Annotated in this window: 16 protein-coding genes; 9 read left to right on the forward strand and 7 right to left on the reverse strand. The window is 70.6% G+C overall.

The genetic code is table 11. From position 1 onward, the window contains the following. Both KEG38_RS18485 and KEG38_RS18490 read left to right on the forward strand, forming a co-directional pair. Positions 1 to 1,119, forward strand: coding sequence for a hypothetical protein (locus tag KEG38_RS18485; protein WP_272421024.1), 1,119 nt, complete (start codon positions 1 to 3; stop codon positions 1,117 to 1,119). Between the two features lie 11 nt (positions 1,120 to 1,130). Further along, positions 1,131 to 2,168 carry a sigma-70 family RNA polymerase sigma factor gene (locus KEG38_RS18490; protein ID WP_272421025.1) on the forward strand — a complete coding sequence of 346 codons (1,038 nt, stop codon included), beginning with the start codon at positions 1,131 to 1,133 and terminating at the stop codon, positions 2,166 to 2,168. Positions 2,169 to 2,505: 337 nt separating this feature from the next. On the opposite strand, the gene KEG38_RS18495 is transcribed toward KEG38_RS18490, so the two are convergent. From KEG38_RS18495 to KEG38_RS55550, 5 genes are all read right to left on the reverse strand, one after another. After that, on the reverse strand, positions 2,506 to 3,057 hold the full coding sequence (locus KEG38_RS18495) for a YtfJ family protein (protein WP_272421026.1): 552 nt from the start codon (positions 3,055 to 3,057) through the stop codon (positions 2,506 to 2,508). A 280-nt stretch (positions 3,058 to 3,337) separates the two neighbouring features. Next, entirely contained in the window at positions 3,338 to 3,994 is a 657-nt protein-coding gene (locus KEG38_RS18500; RefSeq protein ID WP_272421027.1) for a hypothetical protein, read from the reverse strand. A 161-nt stretch (positions 3,995 to 4,155) separates the two neighbouring features. Continuing rightward, positions 4,156 to 4,740: a hypothetical protein gene (locus tag KEG38_RS18505; protein ID WP_272421028.1), complete on the reverse strand. Its 585-nt coding sequence runs from the start codon at positions 4,738 to 4,740 to the stop codon at positions 4,156 to 4,158. Continuing rightward, on the reverse strand, positions 4,737 to 5,450 hold the full coding sequence (locus tag KEG38_RS18510) for a hypothetical protein (protein WP_272421029.1): 714 nt from the start codon (positions 5,448 to 5,450) through the stop codon (positions 4,737 to 4,739). Before KEG38_RS18510 ends, KEG38_RS18505 begins: the two co-directional genes overlap by 4 nt. A 31-nt stretch (positions 5,451 to 5,481) precedes the next feature. Then, positions 5,482 to 7,401, reverse strand: a complete 1,920-nt coding sequence (locus tag KEG38_RS55550; RefSeq protein ID WP_272421030.1) for an ATP-binding cassette domain-containing protein — start codon at positions 7,399 to 7,401, stop codon at positions 5,482 to 5,484. A gap of 75 nt (positions 7,402 to 7,476) precedes the next feature. On the opposite strand from KEG38_RS55550, the gene KEG38_RS18520 reads away from it, so the two are divergent. From KEG38_RS18520 to KEG38_RS18535, 4 genes are all read left to right on the forward strand, one after another. After that, positions 7,477 to 8,187 carry a hypothetical protein gene (locus KEG38_RS18520; RefSeq protein ID WP_272421031.1) on the forward strand — a complete coding sequence of 237 codons (711 nt, stop codon included), beginning with the start codon at positions 7,477 to 7,479 and terminating at the stop codon, positions 8,185 to 8,187. A 240-nt stretch (positions 8,188 to 8,427) separates the two neighbouring features. Continuing rightward, entirely contained in the window at positions 8,428 to 12,150 is a 3,723-nt protein-coding gene (locus KEG38_RS18525; protein ID WP_272421032.1) for an FAD-dependent oxidoreductase, read from the forward strand. 15 nt (positions 12,151 to 12,165) lie between these two features. Further along, entirely contained in the window at positions 12,166 to 13,470 is a 1,305-nt protein-coding gene (locus KEG38_RS18530; RefSeq protein WP_272421033.1) for a cytochrome c3 family protein, read from the forward strand. A 22-nt stretch (positions 13,471 to 13,492) separates the two neighbouring features. After that, positions 13,493 to 14,080, forward strand: a complete 588-nt coding sequence (locus tag KEG38_RS18535) for a Tll0287-like domain-containing protein (protein ID WP_272421158.1) — start codon at positions 13,493 to 13,495, stop codon at positions 14,078 to 14,080. A gap of 31 nt (positions 14,081 to 14,111) precedes the next feature. On the opposite strand, the gene KEG38_RS18540 is transcribed toward KEG38_RS18535, so the two are convergent. Further along, entirely contained in the window at positions 14,112 to 15,350 is a 1,239-nt protein-coding gene (locus KEG38_RS18540; RefSeq protein WP_272421034.1) for a hypothetical protein, read from the reverse strand. Between the two features lie 82 nt (positions 15,351 to 15,432). On the opposite strand from KEG38_RS18540, the gene KEG38_RS18545 reads away from it, so the two are divergent. Continuing rightward, complete coding sequence (locus tag KEG38_RS18545; RefSeq protein WP_272421035.1) at positions 15,433 to 16,119, forward strand: thiamine phosphate synthase; 687 nt, start codon at positions 15,433 to 15,435, stop codon at positions 16,117 to 16,119. Continuing rightward, positions 16,116 to 16,742, forward strand: a complete 627-nt coding sequence (locus KEG38_RS18550; RefSeq protein WP_272421036.1) for a hypothetical protein — start codon at positions 16,116 to 16,118, stop codon at positions 16,740 to 16,742. The genes KEG38_RS18545 and KEG38_RS18550 overlap by 4 nt, the downstream gene beginning before the upstream one ends. On the opposite strand, the gene KEG38_RS18555 is transcribed toward KEG38_RS18550, so the two are convergent. Then, positions 16,743 to 17,741, reverse strand: a complete 999-nt coding sequence (locus KEG38_RS18555; protein WP_272421037.1) for a DNA polymerase III subunit — start codon at positions 17,739 to 17,741, stop codon at positions 16,743 to 16,745. Between the two features lie 128 nt (positions 17,742 to 17,869). Here KEG38_RS18555 and KEG38_RS18560 point away from each other — a divergent pair, with 128 nt between their 5' ends. Beyond that, positions 17,870 to 21,472 (forward strand): FG-GAP repeat domain-containing protein, encoded by a 3,603-nt coding sequence (locus tag KEG38_RS18560; protein ID WP_272421038.1) that lies wholly within the window; start codon positions 17,870 to 17,872, stop codon positions 21,470 to 21,472. Positions 21,473 to 21,527: the final 55 nt, after the last annotated feature.

The raw sequence follows: 21,527 nt of genomic DNA on the forward strand, positions 1-21,527 counted from the left end.
ATGCACAAGAATTGGCGTGTGCTGGGCAAGCTGATGGCGTTCCTCGTTCTTGCCGCCGGCATGGTGGCGAGTGCTTGTGGGCAAGGGGAAGGGGTGATCGAGGTCATCGTTCCCCCCGAAGGCGGGGGCGGTGAAGGCGGCGGTGACGCCGGCACCGACGGCGGCGAGGAAGAGGACGCAGGCCCAAGTAGCAGCAACTGCGACTTCAGCTGCGACGGCGAATGCGTACCGCTCCACCCCGGCGACAGCTCGTACCCGGTCCTCGTCTGGATCGGCCCCAACGACGGCAGCGGGCCGCCTTGCCCGAACAACGCGCCCGTCGAGCAATTCGTCTGGTTCACGGATCTCGTCATCCCCCCGAAGAAATGCGGCCCGTGCTCCTGCGGCCCCTCGGACGGTACCTGCTCTCTTCCGGAGACGATAACCGCCCACGCCGCACCTTGCACACCACCCGAGGACACGGCCGCGACAGCAACCAATCCACCGGACGCCTGGGACGGCACCTGCGCCGCGGACAATACAATCGCGGCGGGACTGTCGTGCGGCCCGGAAACTCCCTGCGTGCAATCCGTCACCGTCGGACCGCTCGCAAAACAGGACATCGGCTGCACCGTGATCGACGCGACGGGCGCGACCACGGCCGCGCCGCCTTCTCCTTCGTGGGGCCGTGTGGCGCGCGTCTGCGAAGGCAGCGCCTTCGGGAAGTGCGAGCCAGACGAGCATTGCGCTCCCAAGCCGCCCGCCGACTTTCGGCAGTGCGTGTACCTGAGCGGGGTGCACGCGTGCCCACCCGACAAATACACGGAGGCATTCGTCGTCTACGAAGGTTTCGCGGACAAACGCACCTGCACGGCGTGCACCTGCGGCGCCCCCGAGGGCACCTCCTGTCATGCGGACATCTCCATTTTCGCCGACGCCGCCTGCACGGTGTCCCCGCTGATCGTAAGCGCGTGGTCCGAAGGCACGACCTGCCACGACGTCGCCTCCAAGGGCCGCGCGCTCGGCGCGAAGACGGCCGCTCCGCCCGTGTATCAGCGCGGATCCTGCGCTCCCGCGGGTGGTGAAGTCGAAGGCGACGTCGCGCTCGCAGGTCCCCGCACCCTTTGCTGCGTGGCTTGACGGAGGCCCCCATGGACGACCGCGATTTCGCAAGAGCCCTGGAGTCGCAAAGAGCCAAGCTGCAAGCCTGGCTCTCCCGCCGGTTCCTGGCGAGCGACGTGCCGGACCTCGTACAAGAGACGCTCCTCCAGTGCTGGAAAAACCGCGAGGAGTACGACCCGACCCAGGAGATCGGCGGCTGGGTGCATTACCGGATGCGCACCGTCGCTTACGCTTCTCACAAGCGTGCCCGCGTGCGCGAGCGGGCCGCGCCGCTGCTCCACGAGGACGATGTCGCCCCGTCCACCCCGGAGCGCGACGTCTCGATGCACGAAACGGATTCGCTCCTCCTCCGCATCCTCGATTCCCTTCCCGTGCAGGAGCGCGAGATGGTCGCGGCGCGGTTCTTCGACGAGCTCTCGATTCGCGAGGTCGCAGCCTCGTTCGGCCGCACGGAAGACGCCGTCGACGCGGCCTTGCGGCGCGTCAATAAGAAGATGCGCGAAGCGCTCCAGCGCGTCGGCGTCGAGGACGCGCGGCGGGGCGCGGTGCTGCCATTCCTCGTCGAGGGACTCGGCGGCGCGGAGACCGAGGACGATGCACAAGGCGCGCGGCCGACGCCTGTTTCGACGTCCATCCCTCCCGCCCTCCCGTCCGTGGGGCCCACCATGGCAGCATGGGAGCCATGGGCCCGCCGCTTTGCGGTCGCGGCCGGTGTCGTGCTCCCTGTCCTCTATCTGCTCGCGCAGAAAGACGCCCCCTGGGCGAATCACCTCGCGCTCGTGGTGCCCGACCTCCGGCCCGGTGCAGGCGTGGTGCCGCTCGTGACCGACCCTCTGCAGCCACACCCGACCGTCGAGCCGCCGCCTATCTGCCCGCCATCCCAGCCGCCGCCGCGCACGCTCCCTTGCCCGGCGGACGACACGCACAAGAACGCAGGGCCACGCTCGCTTGGCCGCGCCGCCGCGACGGCTCTCGACCGGGGCGATACGAAGAGCGCCGCGGAGGCGTGCCGCTTGGCGGGCCCGGGCAACGTCTTCTGCCGAGAGCTCCAGAGCCTCCACCCGTAGAGCCCGCACGCACCGCGGGCGTCCGTCAGAAAAAACGACGTCCCTCGTCACGATGCGCGACGGATTCGCGCGTCTCGGGTGCAGTACCGATCGAGCTGCGCAACGCGGCTCCGCTGGATGGCCAACTGCCAGCGCGACGCTCGCAGCGAACCCACGTGCGCGAAGGAAACCCCTACACGCGCACCTCGTGCACGTGGGTTCGCTGGGGGCGTCGAGTCTGGGCAGCGCCCCCGCCTCCCCCTCCCGGTTCGAGCGGCTTCGTCTGGGTCTGGCCAAGCCGTGCGTCAAGGCATCGTGCTCGAGCCGGGAGGGGAGAGGTTTTTTTACGCGAGCGCTGCTAGCGCACCTGCGCCCAGAGGAGCGCGAACAGCTTGCTCCGCGCCGGGGCGTCGAGCTTGCCTTCCGCCGCGTATTCGACCCGCCCGTTTTTGCCGACGAGCAGCACGCTGCTCACGCCGCGCCGCAGGCCGTATGCCTTGCGGAATTGGCCCTCCCAGTCGCAATAGATCGTCTGCCCGACCTCGGCGGACTTCTTGCGCACCGAGCGCTCGGCGAAGCCGCGCAGCGGCCAGGAGCGGTAATCGCTCGTGTCGGCAATGGCCACGAACTGGATCTGCTTCGCCTCGGATTTCGTGTCCGCGAGCTTGGTGAGCTCGTCCTTGAGTGCCCGGTTTTGCGCCGCTGACTTGCGATCCTCGTAAAGAATGAGCGTCGGCTTTTCCCGGGGAAACCCGAGATCCATGACGCGCCCGTCCGGATCCTCGACCACGACCCGCCGCGCCGATTGCCCCACGCTCGGCAGCGCCAGCGCCGCGCCCGCGGGGAGCAGGAGGACCAGGGAGAAAATCATCAGGAAGAACCGGAGCTTGCGGACCAACGTCTGTTGCATGAACTGGCCTCCTCGCCTCGATCTCTGGGGGACGCGGGGCGTAGCACCAAGGGGTACGGGAGGCATGCCGAGGCAGGGCGGTACCTTTCGGAATCGGGGGGACGCATCTCCCGAGGTCCCCCGCCCGATTCCGACGCTTCCAGATCGTCCTCCGGAGCTCTTACGCGCCATCCTGACGCGTCCGAATCGTCCTCCGGAGCTCTTGCGCGCCATCCCGACGCGTCGGGATCGTCCTCTGGAGCTCTTGCGCGCCATCCCGACGCGTCCGGACGCTCGTTTTTCAGTCCTCCGAGCCGCCGCCCTTCTTCCGCCTCGCGCCGCTCGGCTTGGGGAAGAACTTCTCCGCGGCGGGTTTTCCGAGCTCGCTGACGAGCAGACCATACACCTTGGTCATGAGCCGCCGAAAAGCTTCCTCGGCGGCGTCGAGCCGGGTCGAGGCGAGCGACTCCGCGGTCAGGGACGCGGCGAGGGCTCTCTCGGCGTCGTCGAAGGCGTCGAGGCCGGCGGCGATCTTCGGGACGGCGTCCTTTCGGACCTCGTCATTCGCGGGGAGGTGCTCGGTCAATCGTTTCTGGAGCTCGTCGTACCGCTTCTTTTCCTCGTCGATGGGGGCGGCGGTATAATATCCGATTCCATCGGGGAAGATGAGCGTATAGGGCGCCTTTTTGACGGCGTCGGCGCTCCGCCCGGCGAGGTTCGCGCGCGCGTCTTGCGCGACGGAATCGAGCTCGTCGTCGGCCGCGTCGCGATCGGCGCGCGCGTCTTGAACGGGGCCCTTCGCGTCTTCCCATTCTCGGCCGCGCTGGAGGACGAGGAGCGTCGCCGCCTCGACGTCGGCCGCGAGTGAGGCGCGCTGGGCCCGGCGGAGGCGCCTCGTGACGTAACGGCCGTAATGGACGTTGTGGCTGAAAGCGGCGTCTTCGTCGGGGGGGCGCATGGGGATGAGGGCTCCTTTTCGTTATCGAGTCGTGGCGGAGGCTACGGGGGCATGGGGCAGGGTGTCAAGAGGCTGACGGTGAACCGTGGAGGGAGGGCCCGCGCGGGGCGTGGTCACGGGCCCTTTTGCTGGGCTTCGAGCTCGCCGCGGAGCTCACGGGTTCAGTCATCGTCCGGGGTGCTGCGGCGCGCCTCGTCGATCCGCCGCGTCGTCTTCCCCGGGATTTGTTCGCCCCTTTGTTGGGCCAGGAGCTCGTCACGCAGCTTCCGCAGAGGTTCGAGGTGGTATTCGAAAAAATCCGTGTCGCTCTGCGTCGCCCTTGCTTCTTCGAGCCCCCGCTCGAGCTCGGCGACGAGCGGCTCTAGCAAGGCGAGCCCCTCCTCGGGGGTCTCGTCGTACCGACAGCACTCCGCATAGAACCAGGTCATCGTGTATTCTCGTTCCCTGTTCGAGAAGCCGAGGCGAACCATGTCCTTCCAGGCTTCGCGGCAGACTTCGAGGGGGGGGTGCTTTACTTCCGCGAGCGTGAGGATCATCTCGGCGATGCGTCGCCTCGTCTCGAGCACGTGGAAGTCAGTGTCGCATCCACGCACCACGAACTCCGCCTCGAGCCGGCGGAAGTCATCCACGGCCTCGGCGAAGCTGCGCTCCATGTCCAGAGACTTGACCATGAGGCGGCCGCTGGCGTTGCAGAAAGCCAGCTCCTCCCCCTCCATCTCTCGGCCCGATTCGAGCTCGTCGCTCATTTACACGTCTCCCATCTGGACAGCTTGATCTTGTCGGGCCATTGGCCCTCCCCACGACACCGTTGATGGCAAGCCATGCATATCGAATGTCTCCATACACTCCCCTCTTTGCTCTGTCGCGCCGAGTCGAGGCAGTCGTTTAGGGGCTCTTGACACGGGTCCTTCTTCTTCCGAACCGTCTCCACAATATCCGCCTTGCTGAGCTCCAGCGAAGCGGCACACACGATGATGACGGCGGGGCCTACTTCGATGACGAGGTCGGCGAGCGCGACCGCCACGACCACGAGCACCCCGGGGTGCCCGACGAGCCCGCGCTCGGCCGCCGTCTGCCCATTCGCAGGCGCGTGCGACTCGGACAGGCGCAGCTTGCGCAGCCGGAGCAGATCCTCCGGGACCGTCATGGCGCGCAGCGCGATCCGCATGCACCCCGCGAGATCCGCGTGGGGCACGCCCTTCGACTCCACATCGACCACGCGGCCCTCTTCGTCGACCTTCACCGCGACGTCGAACACGTAGTACCCCCGGGGAAGGTCGCCACCGAACTCATCGACGCACTCTCGCAGGCGCTCCGCGGTGGCGTCCGGCACGCGCGGGCCCTCGCTCGCTTCCGGGTATCTGATCTTGGCCCCGCAGCCGAGCGGCACGAGCGCAGTCGTCGCGCAACCGAGGAGCCCGAGGGAGAGGAGGGGTCGTACCCGCGAAAAGCTCATACTCAAGCGGACCACGCCGCAAAGGCTTACGTCAATGCGGCGGGCGAGGAGGCGCGGCCGGCATCGGCCCCGGGCCGGGGCCCGGCGGCGCCGCTTGTTTTCGTTGTCCCTCCGAAAGCAGCGCCCGATAGGTCTCCGAGGTCCGAACGAGCTCCTCGTGCGTGCCCATCGCCGCAATGCGGCCTTTATCGAGCACCACATTGAACGTTGATTTCACGAGGTGCGGCGCATGCGTGACAATGATTGTCGTCCGCCCGGCCGAGAGCTCGACCACGCTGCCGAGCAGCTCCTCCGCCGTGGCCGCCGGCAGCCCCGCTTCCGGTTCGTCGAGCACGAGCAGCCGCGCGTCGCGGAGGAGCATTCGCGCCAGCATGATCCGTCGCTGCTCGCCACCCGAGAAGTTCGGCGGCACCTTGCGCACGACCGCCTCGAGCCCCCGGCCGCCCTTGTCCTCGGCCAGATCGTCGAGCCGCACGCGCGCGAGGATGCGCCGCATCGCCGCCTCGTCCGGTGGATCGGCAAGGCCAAGCGCGAGGTTCTGCGCGACGCTGCGCTCGAAGAGCACCGACGCCTGGCCGAGCACCGCAAAGAGGCGCGCGAGGTCGCGCGGGGAGAGGCGCGTGAGATCGACGCCGCCGACCTCGATCCTGCCACGCGTCGGATCGTCGAGCCGCAAGAGCAGGCGCACGAGCGTGGACTTGCCCGAGCCCGACGCGCCGCAGATCGCGACCACCGCGCCCGCGGGGATGCGGAGCGAGAGGTCGCAGAGCACGTCGTCCTTCGCGCCCTCGGGCCGGTAGCCGACGTGATCGAGGACGACCTCGTCACTCGCGATCGCCGCGAGCGAGAGCGGGCTCTCGGGCTCGGGCGGGTGCGGGGGCAAGGAGAGCAGATCGCGGAGCGAGGTGAGCAGCGGCGCGCGTTCGAGCAGGCCCGAGCGGAGTCCGTCGAGCGCCTCGAAGCGCGCGAGCAAGAGCGGCGTGACGAGCAGGAGTTTCGCGACGTCGCCGGCCTCGTACACGCGGCCCGAGAGGCGGAGCGCAACGAGGATGACGAGCGGCGACATCGCCGTGAGCACGCTCTTGATCTGCCCCGACGCTGCGAGCGCAGCGGCAAAACTCCGGCGCGCGTCGGCCGCACGATGTGCCGCGTCCTGAACCTCGGTGAGCGCCGTTTGCCGCGCGCCGAGCAAGCGCAGCTCCTCGGTGCCCGCGAGCATCTCGCCGAGCGCGCCGAAGACCGCCGTGTCCGATCGCTGCATCGCCTGCATGCGCTCGCCCACGCGGCGCGAGGCGCGATCGGAGAGCACGCGCGAGAGCACGAAGAGCAGCGCCGTGCCCACGAGCACGGGCCACGCGCCGCCCGTCGCGAGCTCGAACGCGAGGACGAGGAGCGTGACGATCGCCTGCGGCAAGCCCGTGATGACCGCGACGGCAAAATCCGAGACGGCCGCCGCGTCGCGCGCGATGACGAGCTTCACGGCCTCGAAGCCACGCACGGCCGGCGCCTTCACGCCGGGCGGCGCGGGAGGACCGCCCTTCGGCGCGAGGGCGCGCGCGCCGGCCGCGTCGACCTCGCGCGGAGAGGCCCAGAGCGCCGCGCGCACGAGCTCCACGCGGAGCGCCGCCGTGAGCTCGGCCGAGAGCTCGGAGCCTTTGCGGCTCTGCGCCATCGTGACGCCCACGCTGATCGTCACGGCCACGAGCGTCGCGACGATCACGAGCCACGGGCTCTGTCCCGACACGAGGCGCGCGAACAGGCCCGCGAGGCCAGGGCTCGGCGACGCGGGACGCCCCTGGATCGCGCCGATCGCGACGCCGATGAGGCCCGGCAGGACGCCGGCCATCACGCCCGCGAGCGACGCGAGGCCCGCCGCGAGGACGAAGCCGAAGAGCGGGCCGCCGCGCAAGGAGCGACGAACGACGCGGAGGATCCTCCAGAGATCGCGCACGGGCCGCGGATGCTACCCGAAGACGAGCGAGCAAGGGCGCCGTTGCAAGCCGCGCGCTTTCGGTAGACCCTACGCGTGGTGCGAAGAGAGCAGAACGGAGGCTTCGTGCTCACGGCCCTGCTGTGCGCCTCGCTCGTCGCGTGCACGAGCGAGCCGGCGCCCGCGCCCGCGCCTCCGCCACGTGCAGCCTCGTCCGTGTTCTCGCCCGAGGTCGCCGCGCGTCTGCCGCTTGCCGAGCCCGAGGAGGGCGGCGCGCCCGTCGCGAAGGCGCCCGTGCGGGGCGTGCTCGAGGAGATCCTCGCCGCCGCGCCGAAGTCGTCCGCTACGCCGACGGGGCCGGACGGAGGGACACGCGTCGGTACGGAGACGGGTGTCCGCGACGAGACGGAAGGTGCGCCCGAAGGCCCACGCGTCGGCCTCGAAGCCTCCGCGCCGCGCATGGCCAAACGAATCCAGATCCAGGAGGGGAGCCCCGACGTGCACGAGGGGATCCCGTCGCCGGCCGTCGAACGCGCAGCACGCGCGCAGCTCTATTACCCGCTCGTCACGCGTTGCCGCGGCGATGATGGCAAGATCCTACCGCCCGACACGATCGTGCTTCGCTTCAAAATCGACGTGGACGGGTACATCGTGCCCTCGTCGATCAGCGCGAGCGGCACCGAGGCGCGCTACGAGGCCGCGGCAAACTGCATGCAACGCGAGCTCTCGGCCGCGGCGTTCCGGGCGCCCGCGGCCGCGCGAGGTGTCGCCACCTGGGTGAACGCCACGGTTCCGTCCGTTGATTGATTGACGCTTTGACGCCGGAACTTGCTCCACGTCGGGGCGCTTGCGGTTCGGCTTGCATGACCGGCGCGGCGAGCCCAGCCTGGCTCGATGCCTCGCGGCGCGGGCAAGGGAGGGGAGCGCGGAATGCGGGCCATTTTCGTGGGCCGCGTTGCTTGGTCATTCGGCTTGCGTGGTCTTTTCGAGCCTTTGCTTCCGTCCGGGAAATACGGGGATGGAGTATAAGGGCCGAGCGCCGCCGCGATGACCGAGGGTAAGACGGGTGAGCGGAGACCGACGGTGGACCTGAGCGACCAGTCCCAGACCCTGGTGATCATCGGCAACGGGATGGTCGGCTGGAAGCTCTGCCAGCGAATGGTGGAGTACGGCGCGAACGACGAGATCCGCATCCTCGTGTTCGGCGAGGAAGCACATCCGGCCTACGACCGCGTGCACCTCACGGAGTACTTCGCCGGGCGCCCGCTCTCGACGTTCTCGCTCTCGCCCGAGAGCTGGTACCAGCAACACGGGATCGAGCTCTTCCTCGGCGATCCGATCGTCGAGGTCGATCGCGAGCAGAGCGTGGTGCGCTCGCGCTCGGGCCTGCGCGTCGAGTACAACCGCCTCGTCTTCGCCACGGGGTCGCGCCCGTTCGTCCCGCCGATCGAAGGCGCCGATCTGCCGGGCGTCTTCGTCTACCGCACGCTCGACGACGTCGCCGACATCGAGGAGTACGCCTGCGATTTCGCGCCGACGAAGAGCGCCGCCGTGATCGGCGGAGGACTGCTCGGGCTGGAGGCGGCGAAGGCGGTCTACGACCTCGAGCTTGATGTGCACGTCGTCGAGGTCTCGCCGTACCTGATGCCGCGGCAGCTCGACGCCGACGGCGGCGCGGCGCTGCGCGACCACGTCGAGCGGATGGGCGTGAAGGTCCGGTGCGGGAAGAAGCTCCTCCGGATCGAGCAAGTCTCGCTCGATCCGCCCGGCGGAGCGTACGGCAACGGCGGCGCCTACCGGACCCTTGCCCCGCGCGAGCCGGACGAGGCCGAGGGCGAGGACGACGTCGACGCGCCTGCGATGGCGCTGCGCCTGCACTTCGACGACGGCGAGACGCTCATCGTCGGCATGGTGATCTTCGCGGCCGGCGTGCGCCCACGCGGCGAGCTCGCGAAAGCAGCGGGCCTGCAGATGGCCGGCAACGGCGGGATCGTGGTCGACGATCGGCTGCAGGCCATCGACCGGAAGACGCGCGAGCCCGACGAGCAAATCTTCGCCGTCGGCGAGTGCGCGTCGCACCAGGGCACGACGTACGGCCTCGTCTTGCCGGGCTACCAGATGGTCGACGTGCTCGCGGCGAACCTGCTCGGCGCCGAGCGCAAGTTCGAGGGCGCCGACACCTCGGCGAAGCTCAAGCTGATGGGCGTGACCGTCGCGGCGCTCGGCGAGCACGACGGCGATCAGCGGCTCGGCGGCAACGCGCTCGTGTTCAGCGGCGGCGGCGTCTACCGCAAGCTCGTGATCCGCGACGGACGGCTCATCGGCGCGGTGACCGTGGGCGAGTGGGAGAACCTCGACCGCATCCGAGAGCTGCTCAAGGCGCCGCTGCCGCTCTCGTTCTGGGACATGCGCAGGTTCCGCGGCACGGGCAACCTGTGGCCGAAGTCCGAGTCCTCGCCCGTCACGGAGTGGCCGGCCGAGGCGATCGTCTGCGGCTGCGTGCGGGTGACGCGCGGCGCGCTCGCGCTGGCGATCGAGGGCGGGTGTCAGTCCGTCGAGGCGCTCGGGACGAAGACGGGCGCGGGCACGCTCTGCGGCTCGTGCAAGCCGCTGCTCGCGGAGCTCCTCGGCCAGGACGGACCCGTGAGCGTCTTCGAACCGATGCCCGCGTCGTGGCGCGAGGCTCCGCGGAGCCGTCGCGGCGACGGCGGGCCCCGGTCGCGGCGCGGGGAGGGGCCGCGGAGCCGTCGCGGCGGCGAGCTCTCGCCCTCGTCGCGGCTCGAATCGTCGAGACGCACGAGCGTCCTGCCGCCCTCGTCCCTCGCCACCGTGTCGTCGTCGTCCCTCGACAGCGACGCGCCGCGCTCGCGCCGCGACGGCATTCCGTCGTCGCTCGAGGCCCTCGCGGGGCTCGAGCTCGGGCCGCCCGCGGTCCTCGACATCGCGCCGACCTCGCGCCGCTTCTCGATCACCATCACGGATCGGCCGCCGGCGCTCACGAGCGCGCAGGGCCTCGGCCTTCCGAGCTTGACGCCCCTCGCGCCCGTGGTGGTCGAGGACGACGAGGACATCGAGCCGGCGCCGATGTCCGTTCGGGGCCGCATGATCCACGCGCCGGCCGAGGACGAAGGCGACGCGGGCCCCGTGTCGATGCGCAGCGCGACGCTCTCCGCGGGGGTCGCCGTGGACCTACCGCCGCCGAGCACGCTCCGCTCGTCCCTCCCGCCGCCTTCGTCGGACGAGCTGATCCAAGCGGCAAACTTCGTCGCCGCTTCCTTCGAGGCGCCCGAAGCGCCGGAGGAAGCGCCCGTCGCGCGCCGTGGCGTCGCGCTCGCGTCGGAAACGCCGCCGGCCGGCACCGAGATCGCGCTGCGCTCGCCGCGCCTCTCGCTCGATCCGGTCCCCCGGGACGACGCCGCCCCGACGCCGCCGACGGGCATTGCCGTCGTGCCGCGCTCGCCGCGTTCCTTGGAGGTCCAAGCGCCTCCCTCGGTCCGCGCGTCTTCGCTCACGCCGCCCTCGGGCATCGCGATCACGCCGCGCACCCCGCGTCGCACCTCGACCCCGCCGGCCGGAATCGCGCTCATCGGGCTCGGCGGCGAGGCGCCCCCGTCTTCGCTCCCCCAGACGCCCGCGACCGGCCTCGTCCTCGGCCTCGCCGCGCGCGCCACCGCCGAGGGCCCGATCCGCAGGTCGACCCCGCCGGCCGGCTCGGTGCGCGTCGCGTCCATCTTGCCGCCGCCCTCTTCGTCCGTCGCGATCCCACCCTCGTCCGTGCCGCCGACCTCGTCGCGCCCGATCTCCAGCGGCGTCATCCTCCCGCCCTCGGACGTGGCCATCATCTCGGTCGACGAGCCCCTGCCCAGGCTCGCCCCCTTGCCCGTCATCGAGTTGCCCCTCTTCGCGGCCTCCTCGGACGTGCCGCCCTCCTCGGCGCGCCGCCTCTCCGCGATGGAGGGCCTCATCGACATCGACGAGCGCAAGGAGAGCTCCTCGACCCGCTACTCGCGCATCTCCCTCCTCGCGAGCGTCGACGAGGGCGAGATCGCCGACGTCCTCGCTGCCTCGCGCGACGGGCTCACGCCGAGCGTCACGCCGGGCCTCGCCGTCGTGGACCGGGCCCCGATGTCCCGGCGGAGCTGGGTGCCTCCGAAGCGCCTCAGCATACCGCCGGGCGCGCTCCAGACCCCCTCGGTGCCGCCGGCGCGCCCCTCGATCGCGCCTTCGATCCAGGCTCCGCCGGAGCGCGGTCGCAAGATTCTCCTCGTTGCGTCGGTGGTCGCTTTATCCTGGGTCCTGGTGCTGGTCCTCGCCCCCTCGCTCACCCCTTCGCGCTCCATCCAGACGGGCGTCTTCCTGGACGCGCTCCTGCGCCCGGGGATCGGGAGGCAGGTGAGCGGCTACGCCCTCGTCGGGCTCGCGATGGCGAGCCTCGGGGTCTCGCTGCGCAAGCGCTGGAAGCGCTTCCGGTCCGCGGACGTGCCCGTCTGGCGCACGGTCCACGCCGTCCTCGGCGCGGCGACCTTGCTCTTGTTTTTCCTGCACACGGGCCTCTCTGCGGGGACCCGGATCAACCTCGTCCTGACGATCGACTTCCTCGCCGTGGTGATCCTCGGGGCGCTCGCGGGGGGCGTGTTCGCGGTGAGCTCCCGGTGGAGCCCCCTCGCTGCGCGGGACCGTCGTTTGCGGGCTTCCTACGTTCACCTCCTCCTGACCTGGCCGCTGCCGATCCTGATCGCCCTCCATGTGCTTGCCGTGTACTACTACTGAGAGGCGGGCCTTTTGATGAGCACGCGTACCTCGATCTTGGCCTGGCTCCTGCTCACGGGGCTCGTGGGCGGCTTCGGGGCCTTCCGGTTCACCTCGCGGGACCAGACGCTCTATTTGCCCGACCAGACGTCCCACGGGCATCATCAAATCGAAATGGCGTGCGCGTCCTGCCATACCCCGTTCGGCGGCGTGAAGGACGACGCTTGCACGAATTGCCACGGCGAACAGCGCACCGCGGCCGACTCGCACCCGGCCTCGAAGTTCAACGACCCGCGCAACGCCGGCAACCTCGAAAAGATCGACGCGCGTCGCTGCGTCACGTGCCACGTCGAGCACTGGCCCGAGGGGACGCACCGCGAGGGCTACACGCTCCCTGTGGATTTCTGCGTCACGTGCCACGCCGACGTCGGCACCGAGCGGCCGAGCCACGCGGGGATGTCGTTTACCACCTGCAGCGACGCGGGCTGCCACAACTACCACGACAACCGCGCGCTCTGGGAAGATTACCTGAAGAAGCACATCGGCGAGCCGTTCGTGCTCGCGTCGGCGAAGGTCTTGCCGCGCGGGGTCGCGATGGTCGCGAAGGGGCCGAAGTCGCTCGCCGCGAAGGAGCAGGACGCGCCGCGCACGGTGGCGTTCTCGGCGGCGCTCGTCTCGGAGTGGGAGGAGTCGGCGCACGCGCGCGCGGGCATCAACTGCTCCGGTTGTCACGGCGGAACGCAGGGGCTCGCCTGGGTGAACAAACCCCCGCTGACGATCTGCGCGGGCTGCCATGGCGAACAAAACAAGGGGTTTGGCCTGGGGAAGCACGGAATGAGCGTCGCCGCGGGCCTCGGCCCGATGAGCCCGGGACGCGCGCGTTTGCCCATGCGGGCCGAGGCCAAGGAGCTCGAGGTCGGTTGCGACAGTTGTCACGGCGGGCACTCCGTGAATGCCCGCAAAGCAGCCGTGGACTCGTGCCTCGGATGCCACGACGACGAACACAGCCGGTCCTACCAGCGGTCGCCGCACTTCAAGTTGTGGGAGGCCGAGATAAACCGCACGGCTCCGCCCGGGACGGGTGTATCGTGTGCAACGTGCCACATGCCCCGCGAGAAGTCGTCGAGTGGAGCTGTCGTGGTGCAGCACAACCAGAACGACAACTTGAGGCCGAGCGAGAACATGGTCCGCAACGTCTGCGCGAGCTGCCACGGCGTGGGCTTCTCGCTCGACGCGGTCGCGGACCCGGAGCTCGTCCGGCACAACTTCGCCGGTCGCCCGAAGAAACACGTGGCGAGCGTGGACATGGTCGAGAAGCGCGCAGCGCAGGGGAAGCGCTGAGCAAGGAGAAGACGACGTGAAGATGGGACACTCGAAGGCGGGCGCGATGCTGTGTGGCGCCGTGGCCCTCGCCGGCGTGACGGCGTTCGGCTGCGGCAGCCAGGGTGGAGGCGCGGGCGGGGGCATCCAGCCGCAGCAGATGGCGGACGCGCTCTACGCCGTCATTGCGGCCGATCGCGCGACCTACGCGGGCCAGGTCGTCGATCGCCTCGTGAAGGAGAACGCGATCAAGGCGACCGAGCGGTTCAAGGAAGAGAAGACGCTCCCGCTGCCGGCGCAGATGCTGCGCATGGGAGCCGAGCACGCGCAGAAGACGAACTCGAGCTTCTCGTACGCGCTCCTCTCGCAGTGGCCGATCAACCAGCAGAACAAGGCCAAGACGGACGCCGAGAAGGCGGGCCTCAAGTTCGTCGCGGAGAACCCGGGCAAGAACTACTACACGGAGGAGAAAATCGCGGACAAGACCTATTTCACCGCGGTTTATCCGGACAAGGCCGTCGCCGCCGCGTGCGCGAATTGCCACAACGAGCACGCCGACAGCCCGCGCAAGGACTTCAAGGAAGGCGATATGATGGGTGGCCTCGTGATCCGCATTCCCGTGAACAGGTAACGCCTCGGCCGGGGGGGCCGAGCGGGGGGTTTTACTTGTCGGTCGGAGCCGGAGCCGAAGGCGCGGCAGGCGTCGCCTCGGGCGATTGCGGCGCGTCGGGGGACGCGGAGGTATCCGCGGGCGGCGGCGGAGGCGGGGGCAGGGCCTTGGGCGGCTCGGCGAAGAAGGGCTCGGGCGCGGACGCGAGCCGGAGGAGCGTGGGCGTCTTCGTGAAGAGCTCGGCCGTGTAGGCCTCGGCGCCCTCGACGGTCTCGCCGGCGTTCAGCGTGGTGGTCACGCGGTAGAGGCCCGGGCGCGGGAACGTGCCGCGCGGGCAGACCTCGTGGAGCAGGATGGTGAACGAGGTGGAGGCGCCGGGCTTCAAGGTCCGGAACGCGTCGCGCGGCAGCCCGCGCGGCGGATCGCCGAGACAACTCTTCGTGTGCCCGTAAGGCCCGTCGACGCGGAACGAGAACATCCACGGCCGGAGCGCCACGAAGATCGGCCGGAGCCCCGCGTTTTTCGCGGTCACCGTCAGCGAGACCCCGTTCGGCGCGGCCACGTCCTTCCACGCATCGGCCGTGACTTCGAGCCTCCCGGCGCGCTCGTCGACGATCGGCGCGGGCGGGGGCGGCTTGCCGTCCGCCGGCTTCGTTCCGTTCGTGCTGCCGTTCGCGGCCTGCGGCGGTGGAGGTGGAGGCGGCGGGCTCTCGCCGAGCACGATCGCGGGCGCGAGGATCTGCGGCTGCGGGGCGACCGACGGCTCGCGCTCGGTGCTCTCGGCGGCGAAGGGCGGCTCGGGCGGCTTCTTCGAGGTCTTCTTCGGCGGATCCCAGCCGAGGCGCGCGTGCAACGTGACGCCCGGCCGGAGCGCGTCCGCGGCCTTGCCGAAGCAGAAGAGCCGCGGATCAAAAGGCTCGACGTACGACTGCCCCGGGCCGAGCAGGAGCGCGCGGCTCTCGGGGAAGCTCGACGGCTTGAGCGCCTTCGGCAGCTCGCACGTCGTGGGCTTCTTCTCGCCTTCGATCTCGATCTCGAACCGGAGCAGCCGCGGGTCGGCGGGCACGCGCAAGGGGACCGTGCCCTCGTTGTCGATCCGCATCGTCCACGGCCCCGTCATCGTCGGCGCGACGATCCAGAGGCGCGCTTGCGCGGGCGGGAGCGGCGGCGGCTCGGGCGCTTTCTGGGCCTTCGCGGGCTTCGCGGGCGGCGCCGCGTGGGCGCTCGGCAAGACGAGGCTCGAGAGGCAGAACAGCGAGGCGAGGAGGGAAGCGCGCGAGGGTCGTATCAACGGGAGCTCCGGCGTCGGTCGAGAGGCGGCTTTCCGCTTTCCTTCCGAGGGCGTCAACCTTAGCGTACAAATGAGCGCCCGCATGCGAGGTCTGTACGCCATCGTGGACACCGCCGCGCTCGACCGGCGCGGAATCGACGTCGTCGCCTTCGCCGAGGCGGTGCTCGCCGCCCGCCCCGCCGCGATCCAACTCCGCGACAAAACCTCGGGCGTGCGGCGCACGCTCACGCTCCTCGCCGAGCTCACGAAGCTCGCCGCGCGCGCCTCCGTCCCGCTCTACGCGAACGATCGGCCCGACCTCGCGCTGCTCACGGGCTGCCCGGGGATCCATGTAGGTCAAACGGATCTGCCCGTACCACTCGTGCGCGCGCTCGCGGCGCGGACGGGCGCGTCGTTCACCGTGGGACTGTCGACGTACGACGAGGCTCAAATCGACGCCGGCGTCGCCGAGGGCGCGGACTACCTCGGGATCGGTCCGGTCTTTGGGACACAAAACAAAGACGACGCCGAGCCTCCGATCGGCCTTCCGCGCCTCGCGGCGCTCGCAGAGCACGCGCGCTCGCTCGGGTATACGCGTCCGCTCGTGGCGATCGGCGGGATCACGATGGAGAACGCGGCCGCGGTCGGCGAGGTCGTCGACGCCGCGGCGGTCATCGGCGCGCTCTTGCCGATCGCGAGCGGGGACGCGGGGCTCGCCGAGGCGACGGGGCGCGCGCGGACGCTGCACGAGGCGATCCTCGGCACGATGCCCCGAACGGAGAACACATGAGCCTCGTCGCCATCGCCGTCACGGCCGCCGTGGCCGCGTCCCTCGGCTACCTCGCGAGCCGGCGCCGCGAGAGCACGCGTGAGGCCCCGGGGCCGGACGAGACCAAGGCGCTCGATGACAAGAAGAAGCCTCGCGCGCTGAAGGCGCCCGCGCCCGCCGATCCGCTCGCGGGGCTCGCGTTCGCGCTCGGCGACGTCGTCTCCGCGGAGGGCGACGAGCGCTGGCTCGCGGGCGCGATCGTGGCGCGAGAGCAGGCGCTCGCCGCGGTGATCTTCGTGGCGCCCGAGGGCCTCGCGCACCACGCCGTGGCGCTTTTCCCGGCGGATGCGCGCGTGGCCCTCTGGCTCAGCCCAGAGGCCGTGGACACGCCGCCCGAGCCGCCGGGGACGCTCGAAATTCGAGGCATGGCGATGCAACGCCGGAGCCGCTTGCCCGTGACGTTCGAGCGGCTTGGCCAGGGCGCGCCGACGGTCGGCCCGTCGGGCATCCTCGCCATGTACGAGGCCGGCGGCCGCGAGGTCGCGATCGTCGTCACGAGTGAAGGCAAGGCGCTCGCGTGGGCCGGTCGCCGCCTCGACGAAGGCGAGTACGACCGCATGGGCCGCGGCGACGACGAGGGCTGATCAAGGCATCGCGTCGCGCAGCTCCGACACGAGCTGGATGATCGACAGGTTCGGCGACGCGTTGCGCTCGAGGTATCCGATCGTGCGGAGCACGAACTCGTAGCGCCGGGCGTCGATCACGGACGCGCGCGGATCACTCGCCGCGCGACCACGCGCAGAACGGGCGAGCGCCGCGCCGAGAGCGCGCAGGTCGTCGCGCAGCCGTTCCTTGTCCTTCGTGTCGAGCGCTTCCGCGAGCGCCACCGCCGGCCCGAGATCCGGCGCCGCCACGGCCGAGAGCATCGACGTGACGAACTCATCGCGCGCCGCGGTACGCTCGGCATCGGCGAGATCGAGCGCCGCGGCCGCGCTGCCTGCGGCGAGCTCGATCGCGAGGTCCTGCTGGCCCGCGGGCATCCCTCCCGCCTCCAGGATCTTGTGCAGCACCGCGTCCGAGAGCGGCCCGAAGCGGATCTTCAGCGTGCGGGATCGGATCGTGTCGAGCATGCGATCCGGCCGCGACGTGAGCAGCACGAAGTGTGTCCCTTGCCGCGGCTCTTCCAGCGTCTTGAGGAGCGCGTTCGCGGCTTGCACCGTGATCTCCTCGGCCCTTCGGATGATGAAGATCCGCGCGCGGCCCTCGTGCGGCGGGTAGGAGGCGTGGGGCAGCACGATGCGGCGCACCTGCTCCACCGAGATCCCTTGCACCTCCTCGGAGCTCTTGCCGAGCGTCGCCGGCGGGTAGAGCCCGCGCTCGACGAGGATCACGTCCGGGTGCTTCGGCACCTCGGGGCGGTCGGCCCCGAGCGTCACGGCGCGCTGGCACGCGTCGCATCGCCCGCAGCCGAGCTTGTCGCCGCCGGTGCACACGAGCGCTTGCGCCAGCGCGAAGGCGGCCATCTCCTTGCCCACGCCGTCGGGCCCTTCGAAGCGGTAGGCGTGGTGGACGCGCCCGCTCTCGAGGGCCCGCACGAGGGTCCGGATGGCCTCGTCCTGGCCGAGGATGCGCGAAAACGGCACGCGCGAGTGCCTAGCACGGCGCCCTGCCGCGTTGAAGTGCGCTCCGCACCCCCCGAACCCTGCGCGGTGCGCTTGAATGTGGAAGGTCCACCAAACAACCAAGATCCACCCATTTGAAGGGAGGAGTCATGCGCTGCTCGTCTCGTGCTGCCTTGCTCGGCGCGCTCGTCGTTCTCGCGGGAGGAATTTCGCCTGGCCGCGCCGAAGCCGACACCTGGCCCGTCTCGCGCCATGACGCCGCGCGCACGGGCGCATCGGCGGGGAACGTGCCGGTGGTCGAGCCCGTCGTCACCTGGCGCGCGTACATGGGCGGCCGCCCCACGGGCCGCGTCGCGCGCTTCGGCCTCGACCATGTCTCGCGGTTCGTCGTGGCCGTCGGCGGTCGTTTCGTCGCCAAGCACGGCGTCTCGGGGGCGACGCTCTGGAAGAGCGACATCCTCGGCGTGGGCGCGGTCGAGGCGTTCGCCGATCTCGACGGCGATGGCAGAAACGAGGTCGTGGTCCGCACCGAGACGCGCACGCACGTCCTCGACGGCCTGACGGGGAAACTCCTCTGGAGCTCGCCGCTCGGCGAGTTCCGCGCGCCCGCGTCCGTCCGCGTGACCGATCTCGACGGCGATGGTTTGTCCGACGTCTACATCGATGAATGCACGGCTTGCGCGACGCCTGGCACCATGACGGCGGGCGCCTTCTCGTTCGCCGCCGGGTTTGGCGCGGGCAGCGCGCTCTGGATGCGACCGGCGAATGCGTCGCCGCCGCCCTCGCACACCGGCACGGATACGATCCTCGACCTCGATGACGACGGTTTGCCCGAGATCGTGCTCACCTCGCCGTCCGAGATCGTGATCGTGAGCGGCAAGGACGGCCAGACCGTGACCACGGTCGGGCTGCCCGGCATCGAGGACAAACCTTTCTCGCAGGCGTATGCGCTCGCGGCCGAGATCGACGGTTTGCCGGGCAAGGAGCTCATCGTTGTGCAGCCGCACGGCCAGGTCGCGGCGAAGGTCGGCCCGCCGGGGATCACGGTGTTCAAGCTCGATCCGCAGACGAAGGCCGGGACGCTACTCTTCCAGCGAAAGAGCGCTGGATACGAGGCCGAAATGGTCGCGCTCGCCGACGTCGCCAAGGACCTCGACGGCGACGGAATCGACGAGCTCGTCTTCTCGCACCGCGCGACCGCCGCGTCCCCGTTCACCACCGAGATCTTGAAGGGCGCGGCGGGCACGACCGTCGCCGTCCTCCCCGGCGCGCGCTTCGAAGGCGCGGCCGACCTCGACACGACGGCTGGCGCGGAGCTCGTCACCGCGACCGCGGCGGGCCTCTCGGTCCACCATTTCGACGGCAATGCCCTCACGTCCCTGGCCGGCCCGATCCCCGGGGTGCGCGCCCATTCGATGCCCGACCTCGAGCGCTGGCAAAGAGGCCCGCTCGACCACCGCCTCGCCGTGCTCCCGCGGCCCGGACAAACTTCGGTGCTCCTCGTCGGCAGGCCCAAATCCGATCTGCCCTACGCTGCACAGGAGAAACCGCAGACCTTCCGGGACATCCAGGGGTTCGCGCTTGGCGCCTCGGGCGCGACGAAGATCGGCGAGCACGTCCCGCTCGTCGGCGACGTGACCGGCGTCTTCGGGGCCGATTTCTCTACCCGGCCGTATCCGCAGGTCGCCGTCGGCACGACTGCGGGCACGATCGTCGTGCTCGGACAAGCGCTGCAAGGGACGAACGGCATCGTCTTCTGGGGCGGCAAGGCGACGGGCTCGCTCGTCGGCGGCGGGATGCAGCCGAGCGGGGGCGCCGTGGGCGGGCCGCTCGTCGGGAGCGACGACCTCGGGCCCTTCGTGGTCCTGCCGGGCTCGCCGCTCGGCCTCTACGTCGGCGACGCGCGCTTCGCCTCGCTCATCGTCCCCCCGCTGCCGCGCTTCATTCAGCCCGGCATGCAGGCGGCGAGCATCGTGGACCTCGATTCGCTCGGGATGGCCGTCGTCGGCGTGGAAGGCAGCGCCCTCGTGGCGCGGCGCTCGCAGGACGGCACCTCCCTCGGCGCCGTCGACCTCGGCCCCGGCGCGCCCCACGGCACGCCCTTGCCGCTCCGCGTGCAGGGCCAAAGCGTCCCGCGTGTCGGCCTCGACTGGCGCATCGAGGGCGTGCAGATCGTCCAATCCGCGGTCGATTTCGCCTCCAAGAGCCTCGTTTGGCAGGGCGCACCCTTGCCCTTCGGCGGCTTCTTCGGCTCGGGCGTCGGCGACCTCGACGGCGACGGCACGGATGCGTGGTATTCGATGAACGACGGCCTGAACGCGCGCGACGCCGCGACGGGCGTCGTCACCACGACGCCGGGCAATTACATGTGGTATTCGCTCCCCATGCTCGCCTCGTTCCAGGGCGGGCCCGGGCCCGAGCTCCTGCTCCAGGCGGGCGCCTCCTCGCCGCGGCTCCTCCACGCGGACCTCGGCACTGCGTGGCAAGCGGAGAGCCCCGAGCAGGTCAATGGAATGGCCGGCGCGCGCGTCGTCTGCGACAATGCCCCGCGGTTCGTCACGCCGGCCGTTCTCTCCCCCACGCTGCGCGCCTTCGACGGCGCGACCGGCGCGCTCCTCGGCGCCCGCACGCTCGCCGGCGGCAGCGCGTTCCCCACCGTGGACGCGGCAATCGCCGCGGGCAAGCGCCCCGGCGTGCTCTCGAACGTGACCTCCGTGGCCTCGCTCGGCCCGGGCGGCCCCGCCATTCTCACGGGCTCGACGGACGGACACCTGTATGCCCTCGACGCCTGCACGCTCGATCTCCGCTGGTCGAAGTTCCTCGGCGGCTCGGTCGCCGAGCCCGTCGTGGGTGACACCGACGGCGACGGCGCGGACGAGATCATGGTGGGCGTTGCGGACGGCTACATTCACCACATCGACGTCCCCGGCTGCCTCACGCCGGGCTTCATCTCGTTTGGCGCGACAGACGACGGCCCGCCGGATGATGCGCCGCACGTCGTCAAGCCTGGCGAGGCGGTCACGGTCGCGTTCGCGCCGGTCGCCGAGGCGAAGAGCTACGAATACGCGCTCGTCGGCCCGGACGACCAGGCCCTCTGGTCCCCGGCCTACAAGACCGCCGCGGGGACCGAGATTCCGCTCGACCTCGAGGGCGTGCTCGCCGATCGCCCGTACCGCGTGGCCGTGCGCGCGATCGGCCCGAACGGCGCGAGCCCGGACGTCTTTTCGAGGCCCGTCGTCGTCGAGGACGGGAATGACCCCACGCTCGAGGTCGCGGCGACGGCCGACGGCACGACCCTGCACGTCGCCCTCGATGCCTCGGACGACCTCGCCCTCGACCACTGGCTCGTCAAGATGATCGAGCCCGCGGTCGACTCCGCGGAGGAGATCTTCGCCGGGGAAGGGCTTTTCGAGGGTCGCGCGGGCAAGGCCGAGCTCGCGATCACGCCGCCGTCCACGCTTTTCGGCAAGAAGGTCACGGTGTTCGTCTCCGTGCTCGACTCCGGGGGCAACGAGGCGCTGACCGCAATCAACGCTTCCGTTGATGACAAAGGCCACTTCACGCAAGTCGATCCGCCCGTGATCCTCGATCCGGATCAGCCGATCGAGACCCCGACGCCCGAGCCCACCACGTTCGGCGGCTGCGGCGCTTCGGGCCGAACGCCCGGCGCGTCCGCCCTCGTGGTGGCGCTCGGGCTCGGCCTCGGCGGTCTGTTCCGTCGCGCGCGGCGCGCCTCGACCAAGCGCAGGTAGCGGGCCCATCCGCGCGTCCGTGCGCCCCGCCGCTGCGCAGGCGCTTCCCATCCGA

The sequence above is a fragment of the Polyangium jinanense genome (genome assembly GCF_028435265.1).
GTDB lineage: Bacteria > Myxococcota_A > Polyangia > Polyangiales > Polyangiaceae > Polyangium > Polyangium jinanense.

Bases quoted from the DNA above. Each gene is read 5' to 3' on its own strand.
- KEG38_RS18530 (WP_272421033.1), top strand. From the start codon at position 12,166: ATGAGCACGCGTACCTCGATCTTGGCCTGGCTCCTGCTCACGGGGCTC.
- KEG38_RS18545 (WP_272421035.1), top strand. From the start codon at position 15,433: ATGCGAGGTCTGTACGCCATCGTGGACACCGCCGCGCTCGACCGGCGC.
- KEG38_RS18505 (WP_272421028.1), bottom strand. From the start codon at position 4,740: ATGAGCGACGAGCTCGAATCGGGCCGAGAGATGGAGGGGGAGGAGCTG.
- KEG38_RS18485 (WP_272421024.1), top strand. From the start codon at position 1: ATGCACAAGAATTGGCGTGTGCTGGGCAAGCTGATGGCGTTCCTCGTT.
- KEG38_RS18490 (WP_272421025.1), top strand. From the start codon at position 1,131: ATGGACGACCGCGATTTCGCAAGAGCCCTGGAGTCGCAAAGAGCCAAG.
- KEG38_RS18495 (WP_272421026.1), bottom strand. From the start codon at position 3,057: ATGCAACAGACGTTGGTCCGCAAGCTCCGGTTCTTCCTGATGATTTTC.
- KEG38_RS18560 (WP_272421038.1), top strand. From the start codon at position 17,870: ATGCGCTGCTCGTCTCGTGCTGCCTTGCTCGGCGCGCTCGTCGTTCTC.
- KEG38_RS18500 (WP_272421027.1), bottom strand. From the start codon at position 3,994: ATGCGCCCCCCCGACGAAGACGCCGCTTTCAGCCACAACGTCCATTAC.
- KEG38_RS18525 (WP_272421032.1), top strand. From the start codon at position 8,428: ATGACCGAGGGTAAGACGGGTGAGCGGAGACCGACGGTGGACCTGAGC.
- KEG38_RS18550 (WP_272421036.1), top strand. From the start codon at position 16,116: ATGAGCCTCGTCGCCATCGCCGTCACGGCCGCCGTGGCCGCGTCCCTC.
- KEG38_RS18535 (WP_272421158.1), top strand. From the start codon at position 13,493: ATGGGACACTCGAAGGCGGGCGCGATGCTGTGTGGCGCCGTGGCCCTC.
- KEG38_RS18510 (WP_272421029.1), bottom strand. From the start codon at position 5,450: ATGAGCTTTTCGCGGGTACGACCCCTCCTCTCCCTCGGGCTCCTCGGT.